This is a genomic window from Micromonospora sp. NPDC050187 (assembly GCF_044459745.1).
Taxonomy (GTDB): domain Bacteria; phylum Actinomycetota; class Actinomycetes; order Mycobacteriales; family Micromonosporaceae; genus Micromonospora.
On the sequence record NZ_JBITJH010000001.1, the window covers coordinates 194,257 to 215,337 of the forward strand.

The 21,081-nt window shown below is 75.0% G+C and carries 16 protein-coding genes and 1 riboswitch; of the genes, 9 read left to right on the top strand and 7 right to left on the bottom strand.

Annotated elements, in window-relative coordinates:
* The first annotated feature begins 90 nt into the window (after positions 1-90).
* Positions 91-2,571 (top strand): DNA translocase FtsK, encoded by a 2,481-nt coding sequence (locus tag ACIBJE_RS00875; protein ID WP_396741378.1) that lies wholly within the window; start codon positions 91-93, stop codon positions 2,569-2,571.
* 84 nt (positions 2,572-2,655) lie between these two features.
* On the opposite strand, the gene ACIBJE_RS00880 is transcribed toward ACIBJE_RS00875, so the two are convergent.
* Together ACIBJE_RS00880 and ACIBJE_RS00885 are read right to left on the bottom strand one after the other, a co-directional pair.
* Positions 2,656-2,898: a hypothetical protein gene (locus tag ACIBJE_RS00880; protein ID WP_396741380.1), complete on the bottom strand. Its 243-nt coding sequence runs from the start codon at positions 2,896-2,898 to the stop codon at positions 2,656-2,658.
* Positions 2,899-3,015: 117 nt separating this feature from the next.
* Positions 3,016-3,330: a DMT family transporter gene (locus ACIBJE_RS00885; RefSeq protein WP_396741382.1), complete on the bottom strand. Its 315-nt coding sequence runs from the start codon at positions 3,328-3,330 to the stop codon at positions 3,016-3,018.
* A gap of 60 nt (positions 3,331-3,390) precedes the next feature.
* Positions 3,391-3,458: riboswitch (guanidine-III (ykkC-III) riboswitch) on the bottom strand.
* Between the two features lie 95 nt (positions 3,459-3,553).
* On the opposite strand from ACIBJE_RS00885, the gene ACIBJE_RS00890 reads away from it, so the two are divergent.
* From ACIBJE_RS00890 to ACIBJE_RS00920, 7 genes are all read left to right on the top strand, one after another.
* A complete protein-coding gene (locus ACIBJE_RS00890; protein ID WP_396741384.1) occupies positions 3,554-4,480 on the top strand; it encodes an ornithine cyclodeaminase family protein in 927 nt (308 codons plus the stop codon).
* A 102-nt stretch (positions 4,481-4,582) separates the two neighbouring features.
* Positions 4,583-6,082 (top strand): 30S ribosomal protein S12 methylthiotransferase RimO, encoded by a 1,500-nt coding sequence (gene rimO, locus ACIBJE_RS00895; protein WP_396741386.1) that lies wholly within the window; start codon positions 4,583-4,585, stop codon positions 6,080-6,082.
* Positions 6,083-6,153: 71 nt separating this feature from the next.
* A complete protein-coding gene (gene pgsA, locus ACIBJE_RS00900; protein ID WP_396741388.1) occupies positions 6,154-6,744 on the top strand; it encodes a CDP-diacylglycerol--glycerol-3-phosphate 3-phosphatidyltransferase in 591 nt (196 codons plus the stop codon).
* A gap of 51 nt (positions 6,745-6,795) precedes the next feature.
* A complete protein-coding gene (locus ACIBJE_RS00905) occupies positions 6,796-7,347 on the top strand; it encodes a CinA family protein (RefSeq protein ID WP_396741390.1) in 552 nt (183 codons plus the stop codon).
* A 158-nt stretch (positions 7,348-7,505) separates the two neighbouring features.
* A complete protein-coding gene (locus tag ACIBJE_RS00910; protein ID WP_396741392.1) occupies positions 7,506-7,949 on the top strand; it encodes a helix-turn-helix domain-containing protein in 444 nt (147 codons plus the stop codon).
* 188 nt (positions 7,950-8,137) lie between these two features.
* The gene (locus tag ACIBJE_RS00915; RefSeq protein WP_396741394.1) at positions 8,138-9,001 is read left to right on the top strand and encodes a PspA/IM30 family protein; all 864 of its coding nucleotides are present in this window, start codon (positions 8,138-8,140) and stop codon (positions 8,999-9,001) included.
* A gap of 23 nt (positions 9,002-9,024) precedes the next feature.
* The gene (locus ACIBJE_RS00920; RefSeq protein ID WP_396741396.1) at positions 9,025-9,810 is read left to right on the top strand and encodes a hypothetical protein; all 786 of its coding nucleotides are present in this window, start codon (positions 9,025-9,027) and stop codon (positions 9,808-9,810) included.
* Here the strand turns inward: ACIBJE_RS00920 and ACIBJE_RS00925 are convergent.
* The 4 genes from ACIBJE_RS00925 to ACIBJE_RS00940 all read right to left on the bottom strand — a co-directional run bounded on the left by ACIBJE_RS00925 (position 9,807) and on the right by ACIBJE_RS00940 (position 15,561).
* A complete protein-coding gene (locus tag ACIBJE_RS00925; protein ID WP_396741398.1) occupies positions 9,807-13,412 on the bottom strand; it encodes a multicopper oxidase domain-containing protein in 3,606 nt (1,201 codons plus the stop codon). The two genes, ACIBJE_RS00920 and ACIBJE_RS00925, sit on opposite strands and share 4 nt — an antisense overlap.
* A 140-nt stretch (positions 13,413-13,552) precedes the next feature.
* On the bottom strand, positions 13,553-14,392 hold the full coding sequence (locus ACIBJE_RS00930) for a DNA-formamidopyrimidine glycosylase family protein (protein WP_396741400.1): 840 nt from the start codon (positions 14,390-14,392) through the stop codon (positions 13,553-13,555).
* Positions 14,393-14,484: 92 nt separating this feature from the next.
* The gene (locus ACIBJE_RS00935) at positions 14,485-14,727 is read right to left on the bottom strand and encodes a CPCC family cysteine-rich protein (protein WP_088980115.1); all 243 of its coding nucleotides are present in this window, start codon (positions 14,725-14,727) and stop codon (positions 14,485-14,487) included.
* A gap of 48 nt (positions 14,728-14,775) precedes the next feature.
* Positions 14,776-15,561 (bottom strand): S-adenosyl-l-methionine hydroxide adenosyltransferase family protein, encoded by a 786-nt coding sequence (locus ACIBJE_RS00940; RefSeq protein ID WP_396741402.1) that lies wholly within the window; start codon positions 15,559-15,561, stop codon positions 14,776-14,778.
* Positions 15,562-15,657: 96 nt separating this feature from the next.
* On the opposite strand from ACIBJE_RS00940, the gene ACIBJE_RS00945 reads away from it, so the two are divergent.
* Positions 15,658-16,254: a hypothetical protein gene (locus ACIBJE_RS00945; RefSeq protein WP_396741404.1), complete on the top strand. Its 597-nt coding sequence runs from the start codon at positions 15,658-15,660 to the stop codon at positions 16,252-16,254.
* A gap of 116 nt (positions 16,255-16,370) precedes the next feature.
* Here the strand turns inward: ACIBJE_RS00945 and ACIBJE_RS00950 are convergent, their stop codons facing one another.
* Positions 16,371-20,960, bottom strand: coding sequence for an ATP-dependent helicase (locus ACIBJE_RS00950; protein WP_396742204.1), 4,590 nt, complete (start codon positions 20,958-20,960; stop codon positions 16,371-16,373).
* Positions 20,961-21,081 lie beyond the last annotated feature (121 nt).

The following is a 21,081-nucleotide window of genomic DNA, read 5'->3' on the forward strand; positions in this document are numbered from 1 at the left end:
TATCACGACTGAGTGCCGAAAGTGCGCTGCGACGCACGGACACGACGGTAAAAGCGGCGAATCCTCGGGTCGCGCCGTTACCGTGACTCTATGGCGGGCCGTACCTCTCAGGCGAGCCGGCGACGCGGCGCGTCGCCGCGCGGTACCACGAACAGCCGTGCCCGCCAGCCGGCCAAGAAGACCCGCGCGCCCGCCCGGAGCCGCCGTCCGGCGGCCCGTCCCGCGCCGGCCGCCTACCTGGGACGTGCGATCACCAGCGCCTGGATGGGGCTGGCGCACGGTGTCGGGTGGACGGTCCGGGCCGCCGGACGGCAGGCCGCCACCGCCCGCGAGGTGGGCCCGGAGCACCGGCGCGACGGCGCCGGCCTGCTCCTGTTCGGACTCGCGATCCTCAGCGCGGTGGCGATCTGGTTCTCCGGGGCGGGACCGGTCGGGGCCCGGCTGGCGGACAGCGTCCGACTCTTCCTCGGCGCGATCTCCGTCGTCGTGCCCGTGCTGCTGTCCATCGGCGCCTGGCGGATGATGCGGGAACCCGCCGACCCGGCGCACCGGGGGCGCGGTCTGGTCGGCTGGGGATCCATGATCGTCGCCACCGCCGCGATGCTGCACATCGGGCAGAACCCGGCCCGCCAGGCCGAGCGTGACTACGCCGGTGGCCTGGTCGGCATGGGCGTGGGCGGGCTGCTGGAACGGGCGGTCACCGCCTGGGTGGCCGTACCGCTGCTCATCCTGCTGCTGGTCTTCGGCCTGCTGGTGGTCACCGCGACCCCGATCAACAAGGTCCCCGAGCGGCTCGGCCTGCTCACCGGTGGGGTGCTCGGCGTGCCGCCGGCCCCGGCCGGGGAGGAGGTCGAGGTGGTGGAGGTGGTCGAGAAGCCCGCCCGCCGCCGTCCGGCCCGCAAGGCCGCCCCGCCGCCGGAGCCGGTCGACCCGGTCGAGATCGACGACGCCTACGCCGACGACGTGGACCTCCAGGAGACCCTGGTGCTGCCGCGCAAGCCGCCGGCCCGGGTGCCCGCCGCCCGGCGCAGGTCCGAGCCCCCGGAGCACTCGACGCCGCCCACCCGGGCCGAACAGCTCGCGCTCACCGGGATGGCGGGCGACTACACCCTGCCCCCGGCCAACCTGCTCAACACCGGGGCCGCTCCGAAGACCCGGAGCAAGGCCAACGACGAGGTGATCGCGGCCCTGACCGGGGTGTTCGACCAGTTCGGGGTGGACGCCGAGGTCACCGGCTTCACCCGGGGGCCGACGGTCACCCGGTACGAGGTCGAGCTGGGCCCCGGCGTCAAGGTCGAACGGATCACCCAGCTCTCCCGGAACATCGCCTACGCGGTGAAGTCCCCGGACGTGCGGATCCTCAGCCCGATCCCGGGCAAGAGCGCGGTCGGCGTGGAGATCCCGAACACCGACCCGGAGAACGTGGCCCTCGGCGACGTGCTGCGCTCCCGGGCGGCCACCAGCGACCACCACCCGATGCTGGTCGCCCTCGGCAAGGACATCGAGGGCGGCTACGTGGTGGCCAACCTGGCGAAGATGCCGCACATCCTCGTGGCCGGGGCAACCGGTGCCGGCAAGTCGAGCTGTCTCAACACCCTGCTCGTGTCGATCCTCACCCGGGCCACCCCCGACGAGGTCCGCCTGCTGCTGATCGACCCGAAGCGGGTCGAGATGACCACCTACGAGGGCATCCCGCACCTGGTCACGCCGATCGTGACCAACGCGAAGAAGGCCGCCGACTCGCTGGAGTGGGTGGTCCGCGAGATGGACATGCGCTACGACGACCTCGCCGCCAACGGGGTTCGGCACATCGACGACTTCAACCGCAAGGTGCGCAACGGCGAGATCAAGGCGCCGCCGGGCAGCGAGCGGGAGATGAAGCCGTACCCGTACCTGCTGGTGATCGTCGATGAGCTGGCCGACCTGATGATGGTGGCGCCACGTGACGTGGAGGACTCGGTCGTCCGGATCACCCAGCTCGCCCGGGCCGCCGGCATTCACCTGGTGCTGGCCACCCAGCGCCCCTCGGTCGACGTGGTGACCGGTCTGATCAAGGCGAACGTGCCGTCCCGGTTGGCGTTCGCCACCTCGTCGCTGGCGGACTCGCGGGTCATCCTCGACCAGCCGGGAGCGGAGAAACTGCTCGGTCGGGGCGACGGTCTCTTCCTGCCGATGGGCGCGTCGAAGCCGATCCGGATCCAGGGCGCCTGGGTCACCGAACAGGAGATCGCCGACGTCGTCAAGTTCTGCAAGGACCAGCGCGAGCCGGAGTTCCGCCCGGACGTGCTCGCCCCGGCGCAGGACAGCAAGAAGAAGGTCGACGAGGAGATCGGCGACGACCTCGACCTGCTGGTGCAGGCGATCGAACTGGTGGTCACCTCGCAGTTCGGGTCCACCTCGATGCTCCAGCGCAAGCTGCGGGTCGGGTTCGCCAAGGCGGGCCGGCTGATGGACCTGATGGAGACCCGGGGCATCGTCGGCCCGTCCGAGGGTTCCAAGGCCCGCGACGTGCTGGTCAAGCCGGACGAACTGGAGGAGGCCCTCGCCGCCCTCCAGACCGCCGGCAGCTGACCGTCCCGCTCCGCTCCGCCGCATCACGCGAGGGCCCGCCGGAGACCGGCGGGCCCGTGGGTACGTCCGGGTGGCGCGGGGTGCTCAGTTGAGCAGGGCGGCGACGAGCAGGGCGCCGACGACCGCGCCGACCACGCTCGCGATGGCGGCGTACCAGCCGAGCGGCTTGTCGCCGAGCACCGCGCCGACGATGCCGAGCACCAGGCCCGCCACCCCGAACAGCAGTGGGGAGAGGAAGACGGCGAGCACGGCGAAGACGAAGGCCAGGATCGTGCAGATCCGGGCGGCGTTGCTGCGCGGGCGGGCGTTGGTGTGCATGTTCGCCATGTCGTCCTCCGGGTACGAAACCTTCCGTTGTCGACCCGTCTCTACCCACCTGACCCGTCCGCTACGCGTGGCCGTCGGCTCCCCGACCGGACGCACCGCCGGGAGCCCCGCAACGGCCTAGTGGAAGACCTTGAGTCCCACCACGCCCGCCACCACCAGCAACAGGGACAACAGCCGGGGAAGGCTGGACGACTCGCCGAGGGCCAGGATGCCGACGGTCGCGGTGCCCACCGCGCCGATGCCCACCCAGACCGCGTACCCGGTGCCGACCGGGATCTCCCGCAGCGCGTACGCGAGCCCGGCCATGCTCAGCACCAGCGTGACCGCGAAGACCACGGTGGGGAGAGGGCGGCTGAAGCCGGCGCTGCGGTCGAGGGCGATCGCCCACGCCGTCTCCAGAAGTCCGGACACCACCAGTGCGAGCCAAGCCATGACGTCACCCCTGTCACCGGCGCCCGGGACCGGCCCGGACGAGTTGAGGACCACCACTGTCCGGGGGCGTCTTCGCGTTACCGGGTACGCCCACCACTCGTCCGGGACACCAGGGTCGGGGTGTCGGCCTTGACCGTAGCACCGTCCGGCGGGGCCGGCCCGGGGACGGATGATCGATGTCACGGGTTGACCTGAAGCTGCCTTCATGGTCGAGGATTGACGTATGACGCTGCTCTTCACCGACCGGGAGGTGGCCGCCGTCCTCGACGCGCCCGGCACGGTCGACGCCATGCGGGCCGCCCTGCTGGCCGCGTACGAGGGACGACTGGTGGCGCCACCCCGCGCGTCCGCCCCGCTGGGCGGGGGCCGGATGGTGCTCACCGCCGGCCACCTCACCGGCGAGTGGTACGGCTTCCGCTCCTACGACACCTTCGGCCACCCCGAGGCGGAGCAGCTCGTCGTCCTCCACGACGGACGGACCGGCGCGGTCCGGGCGGTCGCCGTCGGGGCGGAACTGGGTTCCCGGCGGACCGGGGGACTGGGCGGGGTCGCGGTGGACGCGCTGGCCCGGCCGGACGCGTCCACCCTCGGCGTGATCGGAGCGGGCGGGCAGGCGTGGACCCAGGTCTGGGCCGCCGCTGCGGTCCGCCCACTGGGGGAGGTGACCGTGTACTGCCGCACCCCGGCCGACCGGGCGCGGTTCGCCGCCCGGGTCCGGGCCGAACTGGGTGTGCCGGCCCGCCCGGTGTCCACCGCCGCCGAGGCGGTGCGCGACCGCGACGTCGTGGTGCTCGCCACCACCAGCCCGACCCCGGTGCTCGACGCCCGGGACCTCGCCCCGGGCACCCACGTGAACGCCGTCGGGTTCAAGCAGCACGGGCGCGCCGAGTTCGGCACCGACCTGCTGGACGTCGCCGACGTGCTGGTCACGGACTCGACCGCCCAGGCCGGCGCGTACGAGCCGCCGATGCTCGCCGCCCGACCGCCGCATGCCGGGCGGCTGGTCGAACTGGGCGCGGTGCTGGCCGGCGCGGCGGCCGGACGGGTCGGCCGGGACGACGTCACCGTCTTCTGCTCGGTCGGCCTGAGCGGTACCGAGGTGTTCCTCCTCGACCGGCTCGTCCGGCTCGCCGCCACGGTGGTGGCGTGACCGGCAGCCGGAAGCGCGTCCGGGCGGGCGGGGCGGCGGCGTGCCGGGCCCGTCGCGGCACCGGGTGTCGACGGGTGACCCCGTCCCGCCCGGTACCCTCGGGTGGTGTCTGCCACCTCCCCTTCCGCTGACGGTCGCCGGGTCGCCCTGCTGACCCTGGGCTGTGCCCGCAACGAGGTCGACTCGGAGGAGTTGGCCGCCCGCCTGCACGCCGACGGCTGGCAGGTGACCACCGACGGCGAAGGGGCCGACGTGGTGGTGGTCAACACCTGTGGCTTCGTGGAGAAGGCCAAGCAGGACTCGATCCAGACCCTGCTGGCCGCCGCCGACACCGGCGCCAAGGTGGTCGCGGCCGGCTGTATGGCCGAGCGGTACGGGCGGGAGCTGGCCAGCAGCCTGCCCGAGGCGCAGGCGGTGCTGAGCTTCGACGACTACCCGGACATCTCCGCCCGACTGACCTCGGTGGTCAACGGTGAGGCCGTCGACGCGCACACCCCGCGCGACCGGCGCGAGCTGCTGCCGCTCACGCCGGTGGCCCGGCGGGACAGCGCGGTGTCGCTGCCCGGGCACGGCACGCCGGTCCGCACCGAGGCCCCGGAGACCGACGCGCACACCCCGGCGCACCTGCGGCAGGTGCTCCGCCGCCGGCTCGACACCGGCCCGGTGGCCTCGCTGAAGCTGGCCAGCGGCTGTGACCGCCGCTGCGCGTTCTGCGCGATCCCCGCCTTCCGGGGCGCCTTCGTCTCGCGTACCCCGGACGAGCTGCTCGCCGAGGCGGAGTGGCTGGCCAAGACCGGCGTCCGTGAGCTGGTGCTGGTCAGCGAGAACTCCACGTCCTACGGCAAGGATCTGGGCGACCCCCGGGCCCTGGAGAAGCTGTTGCCCCAACTCGCCGCGATCGACGGCATCGTCCGGGTCCGGGCGAGCTACCTCCAGCCCGCCGAGACCCGCCCCGGCCTGGTCGAGGCGATCGCCACCACTCCCGGCGTGGCTCCGTACTTCGACCTGTCCTTCCAGCACTCCAGCGAGCCGGTGCTGCGCCGGATGCGCCGGTTCGGCTCCACCGACCGCTTCCTCGAGCTGCTCGCCAGCGCCCGCGAGTTGGCCCCGGAGGCGGGTGCCCGGAGCAACTTCATCGTCGGGTTCCCCGGCGAGACCCGGGGCGACGTGGACGAGCTGGTGCGTTTCCTCACCGCCGCCCGGCTCGACGCGATCGGCGTGTTCGACTACAGCGACGAGGACGGCACCGAGGCCGCCGACCTGCCCGGCAAGGTCTCCGCCGCCACCGTCAAGCGCCGGTACGACAAGATCAGCGCGCTAGCCGACGAACTCTGCTCCCAGCGCGCCGAGGACCGGCTCGGCTCGACCGTCGAGGTGCTGGTCGACTCGGTCGACGGTGGCGCGGTCGAGGGGCGGGCCGCCCACCAGGCCCCCGAGGTGGACGGTTCCACCATGTTGGTCGCCCCGTCCGACGGCGGGGTCGACCTGGCCGCGCTGCGTCCGGGCGATCTGGTCCGGGCGACGGTCACCGGCACCGAAGGGGTGGACCTGATCGCGGTGCCGGATGAGATGATCTCGGCGGCGCCCGGCGCGGCACGGTGACGGCGGGCCCTGACGGAGCGGGGGAGCCACGTGGTGTTGTGGTGCCGGGAACGCCGGTTCGGGGCGTCCACGTGACCGGGACGGCCGACTCGACCCCGCCGGCCGTGGTGGCCCCGGTGCCGGTGCTGAACGCCGCCAACGCGCTGACCGCGCTGCGGCTGCTGCTGGTGCCGGTCTTCATGGCGCTGGTGGTCGTCTCGGAGATGACCCACGCCGACTGGCGCGTGGCGGCCTGCCTGGTCTTCGCCCTCGCCTCGCTGACCGACTTCGTGGACGGCTGGATCGCCCGCCGGTTCGCCCTGGTCACGTCGGTCGGCAAGGTCGCCGACCCGATCGCCGACAAGGCGCTCACCGGGGCCGCCCTGCTGCTGCTCTCCTGGTACGCGGTGCTCCCCTGGTGGGTGACCGTGGTGATCCTCACCCGGGAGCTGGGGGTGACCCTGATCCGGTTCTGGGTGATCCGGCACGGGGTCATCGCCGCCAGCCGGGGCGGCAAGGCCAAGACCGCGCTGCAGATCCTCGCCATCGTGTGGTACCTGTGGCCGATGCCGGGCGACGCGGCCGGAGCCGCCCCGTGGATCATGGCCGCCGCGGTGGCCGTGACGGTGCTCACCGGTTTCGACTACGTCGCCCGCGCGTTGCGGCTGCGTACCGCGCGGTGAACCGTCGCCCTCGCCGGTTCAGCCGGGCACGCCGGGGGAAGGAGTGCGGGCATGGTGGTGCACAACGATGACACGACGCGACACGGCGCGAACGGCCGGCCGGTGACGAACCCGGCGGCCGGGGTCGTGCACCGGCTCTCCGAACGGGGGGAGACCCTCGCCACGGTGGAGTCGCTGACCGGTGGGTCGCTGGCCGCCTCGATCGTCGAGATCGCCGGGGTGAGCGGGATCTTCCGGGGCGGGCTGGTGGTGTACGCGACGGAGCTGAAGGCCCACCTCGCGGGCGTACCCGAGGGTCTGCTCGCCGACCGCGGACCGGTCGATCCGGACGTGGCGGTCGCGCTCGCCGAGGGCGGGCGGCAGCGCTGCGCCGCCGACTGGGGGCTGGCGACCACCGGGGTGGCCGGCCCGGAGCCGCAGGACGGCAAGCCGGTGGGGCTGGTCTTCGTCGCGGTCGCGGGGCCGAACGGGACGGCGGTCCGTGAGCTCGACCTCGACGGTGGCCGCGACCGGATCCGGTCGACCGCCGTCGACGAGGCGTTGCGGCTGCTCACCGAGCGCATCGTGGCCGCCGGGGAGGCCGCTGCCAGCGCCCCGTGCTGACCGTCGCGGGACAGGAGTCCGGGCGGGGTGGTATGTCGCAGGGGCCCGCAGCGGGTACGGTTGCGGGAAGGCTCCGACGGTACGGTTTCGGTGTCGGGACGGCTGACGGCGCCCGGCGTGATCCGGTCGCCGGGCAGAGGTCCTGTCAAGGAGGTGCGATGGTCCTGCTACGCCGGGTGATCGGTGACGCACTGCGGGCACGCCGGCAGGGTCAGCACCGCACCCTGCGCGAGGTCTCCTCGGCCGCGAACGTCAGCCTGGGCTACCTCTCCGAGATCGAACGCGGCCAGAAGGAGCCCTCCAGCGAGCTGCTGGCCGCGATCTGCGACGCGCTCGGTGCCCGCCTCTCCGAGGTCCTCCGCGAGGTCAGCGACACGGTGGCGCTGGCCGAACAGATGCCGGGCGTGCTGGTGCCGGTGGCCGACGAGTCGGCCGAGCCGGTGGGTCGCCCGACGGTCCGCAAGGTCGCTCCGCAGGGCGTCCGACAGGTCACCGCCGACGGCCCGGTCTCGGTGGCCGTCCGGCAGGACTCGCCGCTGAAGGCCACCCTGCGTACCACCCGGGTCCGCCCGGCCGAACGGGACGTGGTCTGCGCCGCCTGACCGGCCCGATCGCCGCGTGGTCGACCTGGCGTCGGCCGCGTAGGGTTGATCAGCAGGTCGTCCGGTCCGCGCCAAGGCCGTCGCCACTGGCGCCCGGCTGCGACGATGGATACGCCGCCGGCGTGCCGGGCGGTCCGTCCGGCACACGTCACCGGGCGCAGCGACGCGACTGAGGGGATACCGCGGAGATGGCGAACCCGTTCGTCAAGGGTTGGAAGTACCTCATGGCGCTCTTCGGCGCCCGGATCGACGAGCACGCCGATCCGAAGGTGCAGATCCAACAGGCCATCGAGGAGGCGCAGCGCCAGCACCAGGCGCTGGTGCAGCAGGCCGCGGCGGTGATCGGTAACCAGCGTCAGCTGGAGATGAAGCTCTCCCGGCAGATGTCCGAGGTCGAGCGCCTCCAGGGGATGGCCCGTCAGGCCCTCGTCCTGGCCGACCAGGCGCGGGGCAAGGGCGACGAGACCGAGGCGACGAAGTACGAGCAGTCCGCGCAGACCCTCGCCACCCAGCTCGTCTCGGCGGAGCAGGCCGCCGAGGACCTGAAGACCCTGCACGACCAGGCCATCGGCGCGGCGGCCCAGGCCCGGCGCGCGGTGGAGAACAACTCGATGATCCTCCAGCAGAAGCTGGCCGAGCGCACCAAGCTGCTCAGCCAGCTCGAACAGGCCAAGATGCAGGAGAGCGTGGCCCGCTCGCTGGAGTCGATGTCCGCCCTCACCGCGCCCGCCAACACGCCCAGCCTGGACGAGGTGCGCGACCGGATCGAGCGGCGGTACGCCAACGCGATGGGCCGCGCCGAACTGGCCGGGAATTCGGTCGAGGGCCGGATGCTGGAGATCCAGAAGTCCGCGCTCGACACGGCCGGGTCGTCCCGGCTGGAGCAGATCCGGGCCAGCATGTCCGGCGAGCAGTTGGCCGGCCGGCAGCAGCGGCCCGGCGTCGAGCAGGCGGCACCGGCCGCCGACCCCGCCGCGGCGGCCCGGCTGGACGAGATCCGGGCCAGCATGGGCCGCGACCGGGGCACCGGGGACACCACCGCCGCCAGCTGAGCGGCCGGGTCGAGGAGGCAGGCGTGGCAGACGAGCGAGCACGGTACTTCCGTCGGCTGCACCGGTTGCGCCGGTCCGCCCGACGGTGGAGCGTCATGGCCGGCGGGCTCGGCGGCGCGGCGGCGGTTCTCACCCCGTACGCCGGGATCGGTCTGCCCGACGCGGCCTGGGCCGGCGCGGCGGGCAGCGCCCTGATGCTGGCCGCCTGGCGTTGGATCGACCTGCGGGCCCACGCGGCGCGGCCGGCTCCGGCCCCGCTCGACCCGGCCGAGGCCGCCGCCCGCTCCCGGGCCCGGCTGGTCGCCGCCGTGGAACGCCTCCCGGCCGGTCCGAACGTGCTCGCCGAGGTGCGTCGGGCCCGGTCCCGGATGGCGCTGCGGGGGACGGCCGCAGCCGAGCCGTGGGCCCGGCTGGACCGGGCCGCGTTGACCCTCGCCGGGATGGCCGGCCGGCTCACCGGGCTGGCCGACCCGGCGGTGCTCGAAGCGGCGGCGGCGGACCGTTCCCTGCGGGACCTGGCCGAGCGGGTGGCGAGCGTGGAACGGACGGTGCGGCTCGCCCCGTCACCGGCCCGCGAGTCGCTGGCCGAGACCCACCGGGTCCTGGTCGGGCAGCTGACCGACGGGGTGGCCGCGTACGAGCGGCTCGTCGTCGCGGCGGCCGGCTACGTCGCCGAGGACGCCCGCCCCGGTGCCGGCGATCCGGCCGCGTCCCGGCTGACCGAGGCGACCGACCTGCTGCACGGGGTGGCCTCCGCGCTGGCGGAACTGCGCGCGGTCGGCGAACCGCAGCGCGCCCCGAGCCACTAGCCCGCCCCCACGCTGCCGGATCGGCCCGGGGTGGTCACCGGCACCGGGCCGGTGAACGCCGAGCTGCCGACGACGTTGAACGCCCGCACCCGGTACCAGTAGGTGACCCCGCGTCCCAGGCCGGTGTTGGTGAAGCCGCGTCCGGAGACGGTGAAGGTGGTCAGCTCCCGGGAGAAGGTTGGGTCGGCGGCGCGCTCGACGACGAACCCGCAGCCCGCCCCGGTGGCGGTGCCGGAGGTCCAACGGAGGATCACCGTGGCGCTCTCCGGGACGGTCACGCAGGCCGTGGCGATCACCGTGGTCGGCGTCCTCGGCACCGGCGGGGTGGTCACCACGCGGACGGTGGACCAGGGTGAGGCGGTGCCCAGGTAGGTGGTGCGGACCCGGTAGTAGTAGGTGGTCTCCGGGGCGACCGTCGGATCCAGGTACTTGTCGGTGACCCCGACCGCCGTGGTGCCGGGGCCGCTGGTGAAGGTCGGGTTGGTGGCCCGCTGCACGTCGACGCCGGTGGCGAAGGACCGGTTGGTCCAGCGCACCGCGATCCGCAGCGGCGCGGCGGCGGCGACCAGCGCGCTCAGTCCATCCGGCGCGGCGAGCCGGACCGCCGCGAGGACCCCGTTCGACCAGGCGGAACAGGCCACCGCGTTCTCCGTCCGGATCCGGTAGTGGTAGGTCACGCCCGGGGTGACGGTGGCATCGACGTACCGGGTCGCGGTGGCGGCCACGGCCAGTACGGTGACCGGCCCGGCGAAGGTGGCGTCGGTGGCCCGTTCCAGCCGGTGCCGGGTGGCCGGTGGGCGGTCGCCGTTGCCGGTCCAGGCCAGCGCGATCGCGGGCAGCGCGATGGCCGAGCCCGGGACCGGGGTGGCGGTCAGCCCGGTGGGCGCCCGGGGGGAGACCCGCACCACCAGCGGACGGTCCATGCCCTGGTCCCGGTGGGCGGCGAGCTGGCTGTGCCAGCGGTACTCCCAGCCCAGGTCGGCCGGGCGGGCGTCGTCGCCGGTCGGGTCGAGAGGGCGGTGACAGTCGCCGACGGTGAACGGCAGACCGGGCGGGACGGGTCGTACCGCCACCACCACGTCCTCGTGCGGGTCGACCCGGACGGTCTCCTTCCAGCCCCGTTCGTCGGGCGCCGGGGGCCGGACCGTGCCGTCCCGGGCGACCCGGTTGACCAGTTGCACGTCGCCGCCGCCGAGGTGCAACGGCTGGGTCAGTTGGCTTTCGCCCCGGATCCGCCAGAGTTGGGTGCCGTCGGCGGTTGACCCGACCGGCACGGCCGGGTCGGTGGCGTACAGGATCTCGGTGGGCGGGTCGGCCGGATCCCGGGTCACCGGGTCGCCGTCGGGTGGGCCGGAGCGGGCGGGGGGATTCCCGACGCCGCCACCGGGGCGGGGGAGCGGGGCGGCGAGCCGGCCGGTGAGCCGGCCGTGGTCCGGCTCGAAGACCCGCCGGACGGCCCGGTCGGCCACCGGCAGGGTGACCGGGTCGGTGGCGCCGACCGGGGTGAAGCTGACCGAGGTGGCGTGCACCGGGACGGTCGTCTCCCGCTCGGTCCGGGTGCCGAAGGCCCGGTCGTACGCCGGCTGCGGCACGACCGGCGGCGGCTGGCTGGCGGCGTACGCGGCGGGCAGCCGGTCCCGCAGCCGGTCCAGGTCGTACCGTCCGGCCGGGGTGCCGGTCACCCGGACCTGGAGCAGGGTACGGGTGTCCGGGCCGTATCCGGGCACCGCTCCGGGTGAGCCGGCGTGGTGGTCGTACCGGGGGTCGCCGCCGGGGAGCGGGGCCGGGCAGTCGTTGTAGAGGATCAACGTGCTGCCCGGGGGCACGGCGGCGAAGTCGACCACCACGTCGGCCCGCTCGCCGGGGGTGAGCAGCAGGGTGTGCCCGTCGACGTTGAGCACGCCCGGATCGAGTCGGTCGTACCGGTAGCCGACCGGACGGTTGGCGAGCACCACCGGGGCGGGCAGCAGGCCGCACTCGTTGCCGATCCGGACGATCTCCGGGCCGGCCGCCCGGGGGTCCGGGACGCCCCCGTCCCGCCCGTCGGTCGGCCAGTGCGCCGGGTGACCGGGGCCGCGGACCGCCTCGACCATGGGCACCTCGCCCGCCCCGGCGTCGGCCAGGCTGCCGTCGACGTGCCACATCGGCTCATCCGAGCGGGCCCGGTAGAGCTGGAGGTTCAGGCTCCGGTCCGGGCAGGCGTTGAGGATCCGGAACCGGTAGGCCCGGGGCTCGACCGTCAGGTACGGGTAGGCGACGCCGTTGACCAGCGGGGTGTCCCCGTAGACCTGGGGCACCGCCGACGGGTGCGGCACGCCCGGTGTCAGCGGCGGCTGGTCGGGCGCGGCCACCGGGTCGTGGTACGGGTTCGGCGTCGGACCGTGCCGCACGGCGGCGCCCTCCGGATGCCGGCACCACGGGCCGTAGTCCCACCGGCCGGTCGGGTTCCGCCCGTCGGGCCGGAACGGGTTCTGCCGGGGCTGGTAGACGTGCGGGTACCAGAGGCTGCCGCAGGCACCCCAGCGGTCCCGGTCCCAGGTCGGGTCCTCGGCGGCGAGCTGCGCGTCGTCCGGGACGAAGGTCCGGTCGGCGATCACCAGCGGAACCTGGTCGGCGGGGAGGACACCATCGGTGACCAGCCGCTCCTCGGCCGGGTCGACGAGCAGGTACGGGGCGATCTGGCCGGAGTGGGTGGTGAGCCGGGACAGGCCGAGGGTGTTGTCGCGGAACCACATCAGCCGGCCGCTCTGGTCGTTCGGGTAGTACAGCGTGGTGGCTCCCGCGCCGGGGGGTGGCATGTCCGGCACGGGGGTCAGCCCGGGACCGGTCGGGTACGGGGTTATCTCCCCGGCCGGGGTGATCCACTGGGTGGGGTTGCCGGCGCTGATCCAGGCGGTCCGGGCTCCCTGGAGGCAGAGCACCGCCCGGTTCTGCGGGTATGGTGCCGGCCCGTCCAACGGGCCGGTCCCGGCCCCGGGCAGGGTCGTGTCGACCGGCAGGAACAGCTCACCGGCCCGCCCGGTGGGCAGTTGGTTGATGAACTTGATCCGGACCGGCCGGTCGCGGCGCGCCACGACCATCGGCCCCAGGTGGTACGCCCGCGCGGGCGGGGCGACGGTGTTGTGCCCGTGCCGGTCGGTGCCGAGGTTGAGCTGGCAGTACCCGCGCAGCCGGGTGGGCGGCAGGTCCCGGTGCAGGCGTTGGACGTACTCCTGGAGACCGATCTCGTAGTAGTCGCAGCCCGGGTAGCTGATCGTGTCGGGCACCGCCACCGGCAGGTAGCCGCCCAGCGCGTTGGCCTGCCCGGGGCCCGTCCCGGGCAGCGCGTCGACGAACTTGCGCAGCCCGGTGCCGGGAATCACCCGGCCGGTGCCGTCGAACCGGGGACGGGGGCTGGTGGCGACGTTCGGCGCCGGGCCGAAGCAGCGCGGAACGGCCTCCGGGTCCAGGGCGGCCGGCGGGCCGGTGGCGGTGTCCGACACCGCCTCGACGCCGGCCCGGTCGGCCGGCGGGCCGGGCACGGGTGGGACGGTGGCGTTCCGGGCCGTCGGGACCGTCCCGGGCGCCGTCCGGGTGGGGCGGAGTCTGCGGAAGATGGCCATGGTGTCCCCCGGGGACGGGGGTACGACGACCGCCACCCCGGTGTGGCCGAGGGTCGTACCCGTGGCGCCGCGCTGACGGTGGGTGAACGCGTAATCGCAGCATGCGACAGGTGCCCCGGGGAGGGAATTACCCAATCGTGTCAATCTGGCGGTGCCGCCGGAGGGCGTTCCGGCTGGCAGGCGGGGCACCAGTGGGCCAGTCGTGCCATCGGCCCCCAGCCATGCTGGCCCTGCATGATCACCGTCCCGCATCGACGGCACGGCTGCCCCTGCCGTCCGTAGACCCAGAGGTTGTGACCCCTGCGCGTGTCACCGGTCGTCGCCCGAGCGGATCGGCCCCGGTTGGCCCACAGGAGTCGTCGGGCGAGGCGAACCGGTCTGCTCGTGTCTTCGACCCGGCGCACGGTGGTCAGCGGATTGATCCCGGTCAGATAGAGCACCTCGGCCGTGTAGACGGTTCCCAGACCCGCCAGGTTGCGTTGGTCGAGCAGAGCCTCTCCGATCGGCCGGTCGGGCTGGCGTGCGAGTCGCCGGACCGCCTCGGCCGCGTCCCAGTCCGGGCCGAGCAGGTCCGGGCCGAGGTGACCGACGAGGGCGTCCTCATCGGCGGTGGGCACCAGGGCGACCTCGTGCAGGTGGTAGCCGACGGCCACCGCGTCGGCCGTGCGCAGCACCACGCGGATCAGGTGCGCCGGCCGGCCGGTCCACCGTTCGCCCGGCGCGTACGCCCGCCAGGCCCCGTCCATCCGCAGGTGCGAGTGCAGCGTCCAGGCCGCGTCCCGGTCGCCGGCGGAGGAACCCGGAGACGTCAACCGGAGCAGCAGGTGCTTGCCCCGGCTGACGCAGCCGAGCACCGTCGCCCCGGTGAGGTCGGTGGTGGCGAGCTGCGGCACCCGGAAGTCGGACCCGGTCAGCCGGTGGCCCGCCAGCGCGCGGTCCAGCACGCGGGCGGTGTTCCACACGGTGTCACCCTCGGGCACCCGTCCATCCTGCCTCGCCGTGACCGCCCCGGCACGGGGACCGAGGCCGCCGGCCGGGCTCGGTCAGCGGGCCCGGGGTGACCGGCCGGCGATCAGGGGTGCTCGTCCGGGCGGGGTGGGCGGACCATCTCCTGGTAGCGCGGATGGCTGGCACCGTAGATGGCGAAGTTGAGCCGGGCGTGGGAGAGGCTCAGGTCGCCGTTGGGGCCGCCCCGGACCACCTCGGCGTCCGCGTCGCCCTGACCGTCGTCTGTCCAGAAGCAGACCGGACAGGTGCCGCCACCGGTCCGGAACCCGCAGCAGGGACAGGTCGCTGGAACCCACTGCTCGCCCACCCTCCGAGCATTCCACAGTGGGAGGTACGGGCACAGGCGGGGACCGGCTCAGTCCGGATGCCGGACCGGCACCGGATCGCCCGGCCGCACCCCCAGGCGGTCCGCCGCCCGACCCCCGTTCACCGCCACCGCGACCCGGCCGGCCGAGTCGACGTAGATCACCAGCTGGCCCGGGGGCGCGTCGCCGAAGGTCCGTCCGTGCACCGCCTCGCGTCCGGCCACCCGCAGCGTCGCCGGTCGGCCGGCCAGCACCGACGGAGGCGCCGCGAGCTGGACGTTGCCGAAGTGGTCGACGGTGAGCACCTCGGCGGTGAAGCCCGTCGGGGTCACCTCCAGCGTCGGCTCCGGCAGCCGGACCAGGTCGGCCGGGTCGATCGGGGGGCCCGCCAAGGCCAGGGACGCCCCGTCGGCCAGCCGGGCGGCGACCGGGGCGAAGACGTCCCGGCCGTGGAAGGTGCGGGACACCTCCGGGGCCAGCCACTCCGGGTTGGTCAGCTCGACCGCCGCGCGGACGCCGCCCAGCGCCTCGGCGGCCGGCACCAGAAGTCCGTTGTCCGGCCCGACCAGCAGGCCGCCGGGAGCCTCGACGGCGATGCCGCGCCGACTGGTGCCGACCCCGGGGTCGACCACCGCGACGTGCACGGCCGGTGGGAGGTACGGCACGGTCTGGGCGAGCACGGCCGCCCCGTGCCGGACGTCGGTCGGCGGCACCAGGTGGGTCACGTCGATCACGCGCACCTGTGGCGCCAGGCGGGCGAGCACGCCGTGGCAGGCCGCGACGAACCCGTCGGAGAGCCCGTAGTCCGTGGTCAACGACACCCACCCGAACCCCATGGCTCCACCATAGATCCCCCGCCGGAGACGGTTGGTGGACGGGTGTCGGTCGACCGGCCCTCGCACAGCCGGGGACCGTTCGGCAGACTACGAGGGGTGACCTCCGCACCCCGTACCCTGACCGTCGCCGCGCTGCTCGTGCTCGCCACCGCCCTCGCCGGCTGCGGGGACGACACCGACGACCGACCCGACAGCGCCGCCTCGCCGAGCGCACCCGTGTGGGCCACCCCGGCGGAGGGCACCCCGCCGGCGCCGTCGGCGACGCCGAGCGCCGGGGCGACCCCCAGCGGTCCGCCCCGGGCCGGACGGATGACCCCGCCGCCGCCGGTCGTGCCCAGCGAGCGGGGCAGATCCAGCACCCCGCCGTTCGTCATGCCGACCCGCTCGGCCGGCGCGCCCAGTGCCCGGCAGGTGGTGGACGCCTTCCGGGCCGCGAAGCTGCCGGTCTCCGGTGTCCGCGACCGCTCGGTCGACTGCGGGCCGGACGGCGCGGGGCTGGGCTGCGCCGAACTGCTCGTCACCGACGCCGTCTCGGTGTACGTCTTCCCCGACGAGGCGAACGCGACGAACCGGGCCGACATGTGGGGCACCGACGCGTACCGCAAGGGGACCGTGGTGCTCAACTACCTGGGCACCACCACCAAGGCAGACCAGCGGAAGCGCTACGACACCGTCCTCGCCGGCCTGGGCTGAGCCGCTGGCCGACCGGGCCGCTGTCGCCGGAGCGCCGTGCCGGGGAGCCGGTGGGTCAGCCGCGCAGGCGCCGGCCGCGCGAACGTCGGCGACGAGGCGCGGGGCGTCGGCCCGTGTCAGCCGCGCAGGCGCAGACCGCGCGGGGTGGCCCGGAAGCCGGCGGCGGTGAGCGCGTCGCGCAGCGGTGAGGCGTGCACCGCCCCGCCGTCCGCCCGCTCCACCGAGATCGCGCCGAGCGCGCCGGAGCGCACCGCGTCGGCCAGCGCCTTGGCCGCGCCGGTGAGGGCCTCGCCGTCGGCGCTGAAAGACAGGATCGTCCGCCCGCCGCGCTCGACGTAGAGCACCAGCTCCCCGTCGACCAGCACGACCAGGGCACCGGCCTTGCGACCGGCCCGGTGACCGGTGGCCGCGGCGGTGCCGTCGCCGGAGTCGACCACCCGGTCCGGCCAGGGCAGTGCCGCACCGTAGGGGTTGGCCGGGTCGGTCGCCGCCAGCACCAGCGGTGCCCCGCCGCGCGCCCGAGCGCCGTCGGCGGTGTCGGCGAGGGCGCGCAGCCGGTCCACCGCGCCGGGCACCGCGAACTGCGCCGCCCCCAGTCCCTCCACGAAGTACCCGCGTCGGGCCGCCCCGCGTTCCTCCAACGCGGACAGCACCGGGTAGACCGCGGCGAAGCCGCCGGTCACCTGCTCGGCGACGACCGCGCCCCGGGTGAGCACCCCGTGCCGCTCCAGCAGCAGGTCGGCCAGGGCGGCGGCCCGCCGGGTCGGGTCGGCGTCCCGTTCGGGCAGCCGGGACCAGCGTCCGGCCACCGTCGGCGGGCCGCCGCGCGCGGGCAGCGCCACCCGGCCGGGACGGCGGTACCGGGTGCGGGGGGCGGTGGGTCGGGCCCGGTGCGCCCCGCCCCCGCCGAGGAGCGCGCGCAGCGGGGCGAGCGTGTCGTTGGTGAGGTGACCGGCCCATACCAGGTCCCACAGCACGGCGGTGAGCGCCGCGTCGTCGCCTGAGCCCACCCGGTCGGAGAGCGGACGGAAGAAGAGCGCCTGACCGTCGGCCAGCGCGTCCAGCACCGCCTGGTGGGCCGGGGTCGGGGTCAGGGCCTCGTCCGGCGGGGGGAGCAGCAGCGGCGCGGTGTCCGCGTACGCCAGGGTGACCCAGCCGTCCCCACCGGAGATCGCCCCCGACCCGGCCCAGACCAGCTCGCCGCTGGCGCAGAGCTCGTCGAGGAAGGCGGGGGAGTAGTCGGCCACCCGGCTCGGCAGCACCAGCCGTTCCAGCGCGGACGCCGGCACCGCCAAGCCCTGGAGCTGTTCGAGCGCGGCGGCGAGGGCCTCCACCCCCCGGGCGGTCGCGCCGACCTGCTGCCAGCGGGGCAGGAAGGTGGCGAGTGTCCGGGGCGGGACCGGTTCGATCTCCCGGCGCAGCGCGGCCAGCGAACGGCGGCGCAGCAGCCGCAGCACCTCCGCGTCGCACCACTGGCTGCCCGCGCTCTCCGGCAGGAACTCGCCGGAGACCACCCGCCCGGTCGCGGCGAGGCGGCGCAACGTCTGCTCCACCACGGCGACGCCGAGCCCGAGGCGGGCCGCGCAGGTCGCCGCCGCGAACGGGCCGTGGGTGCGGGCGTACCGGGCGACCAGGTCGCCGAGCGGGTCGGCGACCGGGGTGAGGTACGCCTCCGGTACGCCGACCGGCAGCGCCACGCCGAGCGCGTCGCGCAGCCGGGCGGCGTCCTCGACACCGACCCAGCGCTCCTGGCCGGCGATCCGCAGTCGCAGCACCCGCCGGGCGGTGGCGAGCCCGGTCAGCCAGTCCGCCGGCACGCCCCGCTCGGTCAGCTCCGCGTCGGTCAGGTCGCCGAGCACCCGGAGCAGCTCGACCACGTCCTCGGCGTCGCGGGGCCGGCGCTGCTCGGTCAGCCAGCGCAGCTGCCGGTCGGTCTCGGCGAGCACCGTCGGGTCGAGCAGCTCCCGCAGGTCGACGCGGCCGAGCAGCTCGCCGAGGAGGCCGGAGTCCAGGGCCAGGGCGGCGGCCCGCCGCTCGGCCAGCGGGGCGTCCCCCTCGTAGAGGAAGGCGCCGACGTACCCGAACAGCAGCGAGCGGGCGAACGGCGACGGCTGGGCCGTCTCCACCTCGACCAGGCGGACCCGCCGGGTGGCCAGCTCCCGCATCAGCGTGGTCAGCGCGGGCAGGTCGAAGACGTCCTGGAGGCACTCCCGGGCCGCTTCCAGGGTGACCGGGAAGTCGGCGTACTCGCGGGCGACGTCGAGCAGCTGGGCGGCCCGCTGCCGCTGCTGCCAGAGCGGCTGGCGGCGGCGCGGGTCCCGGCGGGGCAGCAGCAGGGACCGGGCCGCGCACTCCCGGAACCGGGCGGCGAACAGCGCCGACGTGCCGACCGACTCCTCGACGAGTTGGGTGATCTCGTCCGGGTCGAAGGCCACCACGTCGGCGCCAGGGGGCGAGTCGGCGGTGTCCGGCAGGCGGACCACGATGCCGTCGTCGGAGGGCATGACCTGGGCGTCCACGCCGTACCGCTCGGCCAGCCGGCGGCCGATCGCCAGCGCCCACGGCCCGTTGACCCGGGCGCCGAGCACGCTGTGCACGGCCAGCCGCCAGTCGCCCAGCTCGTCACGGAAGCGCTCGACCACCACCGTCCGGTCGTCGGGGAGGGAACGGGTGGCGGCCTGCTGCTCGCGGAGGTACGCCATGAGGTTGCCGGCCGCCCAGTCGTCGAGCCCGCCGGCGCGCAGCGCCGTCACCGCCGTCTCGTCGTCCTGCCGCAGCAGTGCCCGTACCCGGCCGCCGATGGCCCGGCCCAGCTCGACCGGGCGACCCGCCTGGTCGCCCTTCCAGAACGGCATCCGGGCGGCCTGCCCGGGGGCGGGGGAGACCAGCACCCGGTCGGGGGTGATCTCCTCGATCCGCCAGGACGAGGAGCCGAGCAGGAAGACGTCACCCACCCGGGACTCGTAGACCATCTCCTCGTCCAGCTCGCCGACCCGCGCGGCGCGTTCCGCCCCGGCCAGGAAGACCCCGAAGAGCCCCCGGTCGGGGATGGTGCCGCCGCTGGTCACCGCGAGCCGCTGCGCGCCCGGCCGGCCGGTGAGCACGTCGGCGGCGCGGTCCCAGACCAGGCGGGGGCGCAGCTCGGCGAAGGCGGTGGACGGATACCGTCCGGAGAGCATGTCCAGCACCGCGTGCAGGGCCGAGTCGGGCAGCTCGGCGAAGGGCGCGGCCCGGCGGACCACGGCGGCCAGGTCACCGATCCGCCACGGCTCCAGCGCGACCATCGCGACGACCTGCTGGGCGAGGACGTCGAGGGGGTTGCGCGGATGGTGCAGCTCCTCGATCGCACCGGCGGCCATCCGGTCCGCCACCACGGCGCAGGAGAGCAGGTCACCCCGGTGCTTGGGGAAGACCACGCCCCGGGAGACCGCGCCCACCTGGTGCCCCGCCCGGCCGACCCGTTGCAGGCCGGCGGCCACGCTCGGTGGCGCCTCGATCTGCACCACCAGGTCGACCGCGCCCATGTCGATGCCGAGTTCCAGGCTGGAGGTGGCGACCACGCAGGGCAACTGCCCGGACTTGAGCGCCTCCTCGATGTGCTTGCGCTCCTCCCGGGAGACGCTGCCGTGGTGAGCACGGGCGATCACCGGCGCGGCCCCGTCGGCGGTGCCGTACTGGGCGATGATCTCAGCCGGTAACCGCCGGGCGGGCGGTGGGGAGGCGCGCCCGGCGGTCGGGTCGGACGTCGCCCCGGGAGACGCGCCGTCCGGCGGACCGTCGGCGGGCGGGGACTCGGCGGCCAGTTCGTTGAGGCGGGCGCAGAGCCGCTCGGCGCTGCGCCGCGAGTTGGTGAACACGATCGTCGAGCGGTGCGCCCGGACCAGGGCGAGGACCCGCTCCTCCACGGCCGGCCAGATCGAGGCCCGCCGGGGACCGGGGCCGCCGAGGTCGTCCCCGGTCGGCTCGACCTCGTCGAGCCGGGCCATGTCCGCCACCGGCACCTGGACGCTGAGCTCGATGGTCTTGGCGGCCGGTGGCTGCACCACGTCGACCGGCCGGGAGCCACCCAGGAACCGGGCGCAGGCGTCGATCGGGCGGACCGTGGCGGACAGGCCGATCCGCTGCGCCGGCCGGGGGAGGAGTTCGTCGAGGCGTTCCAGGGAGAGCGCCAGGTGCGCGCCGCGCTTCGTGCCGGCCACCGCGTGCACCTCGTCGACGATCACCGTCTCGACCCCGCGCAGGGAGTCCCGCGCCGCCGAGGTGAGCAGCAGGAACAGCGACTCCGGGGTGGTGATGAGGATGTCCGGCGGGGTGCGTGCGAAGGCCCGACGCTCGTCGGCGGGGGTGTCTCCGGTGCGCATGCCGACGGTGACGTCGGGAGGTGTGATCCCGAGCCGGGTGGCCGCCTGCCGGATCCCGGCCAGTGGGGTGCGCAGGTTCCGCTCGACGTCCACCGCCAGGGCCTTGAGCGGGCTGACGTAGAGCACCCGGCAGCGTCGCCGCCGGTCGTCCGGGACCGGCTCCCGGGCCAGTCGGTCCAGGGACCACAGGAACGCGGCGAGCGTCTTGCCGGAGCCGGTGGGGGCGACGACCAGGGCGTGCCGCCCGGCCGCGACCGACCGCCAGGCGCCCGCCTGGGCGGGCGTGGGCGCGGCGAAGGCGGCGGTGAACCACTCCCGGGTCGGCGCGCCGAACCCCGCCAGCATCTCCGTCACGTCTCCCATCCTGCCGCGCGAGTGCGACAACGACCCGCCCACGCGTCGCCCGAGACGGAACGGTGTCCGGCTGAGCTTCTTACGGGACAAGATGGGCTTCTTGCGTGTTAAG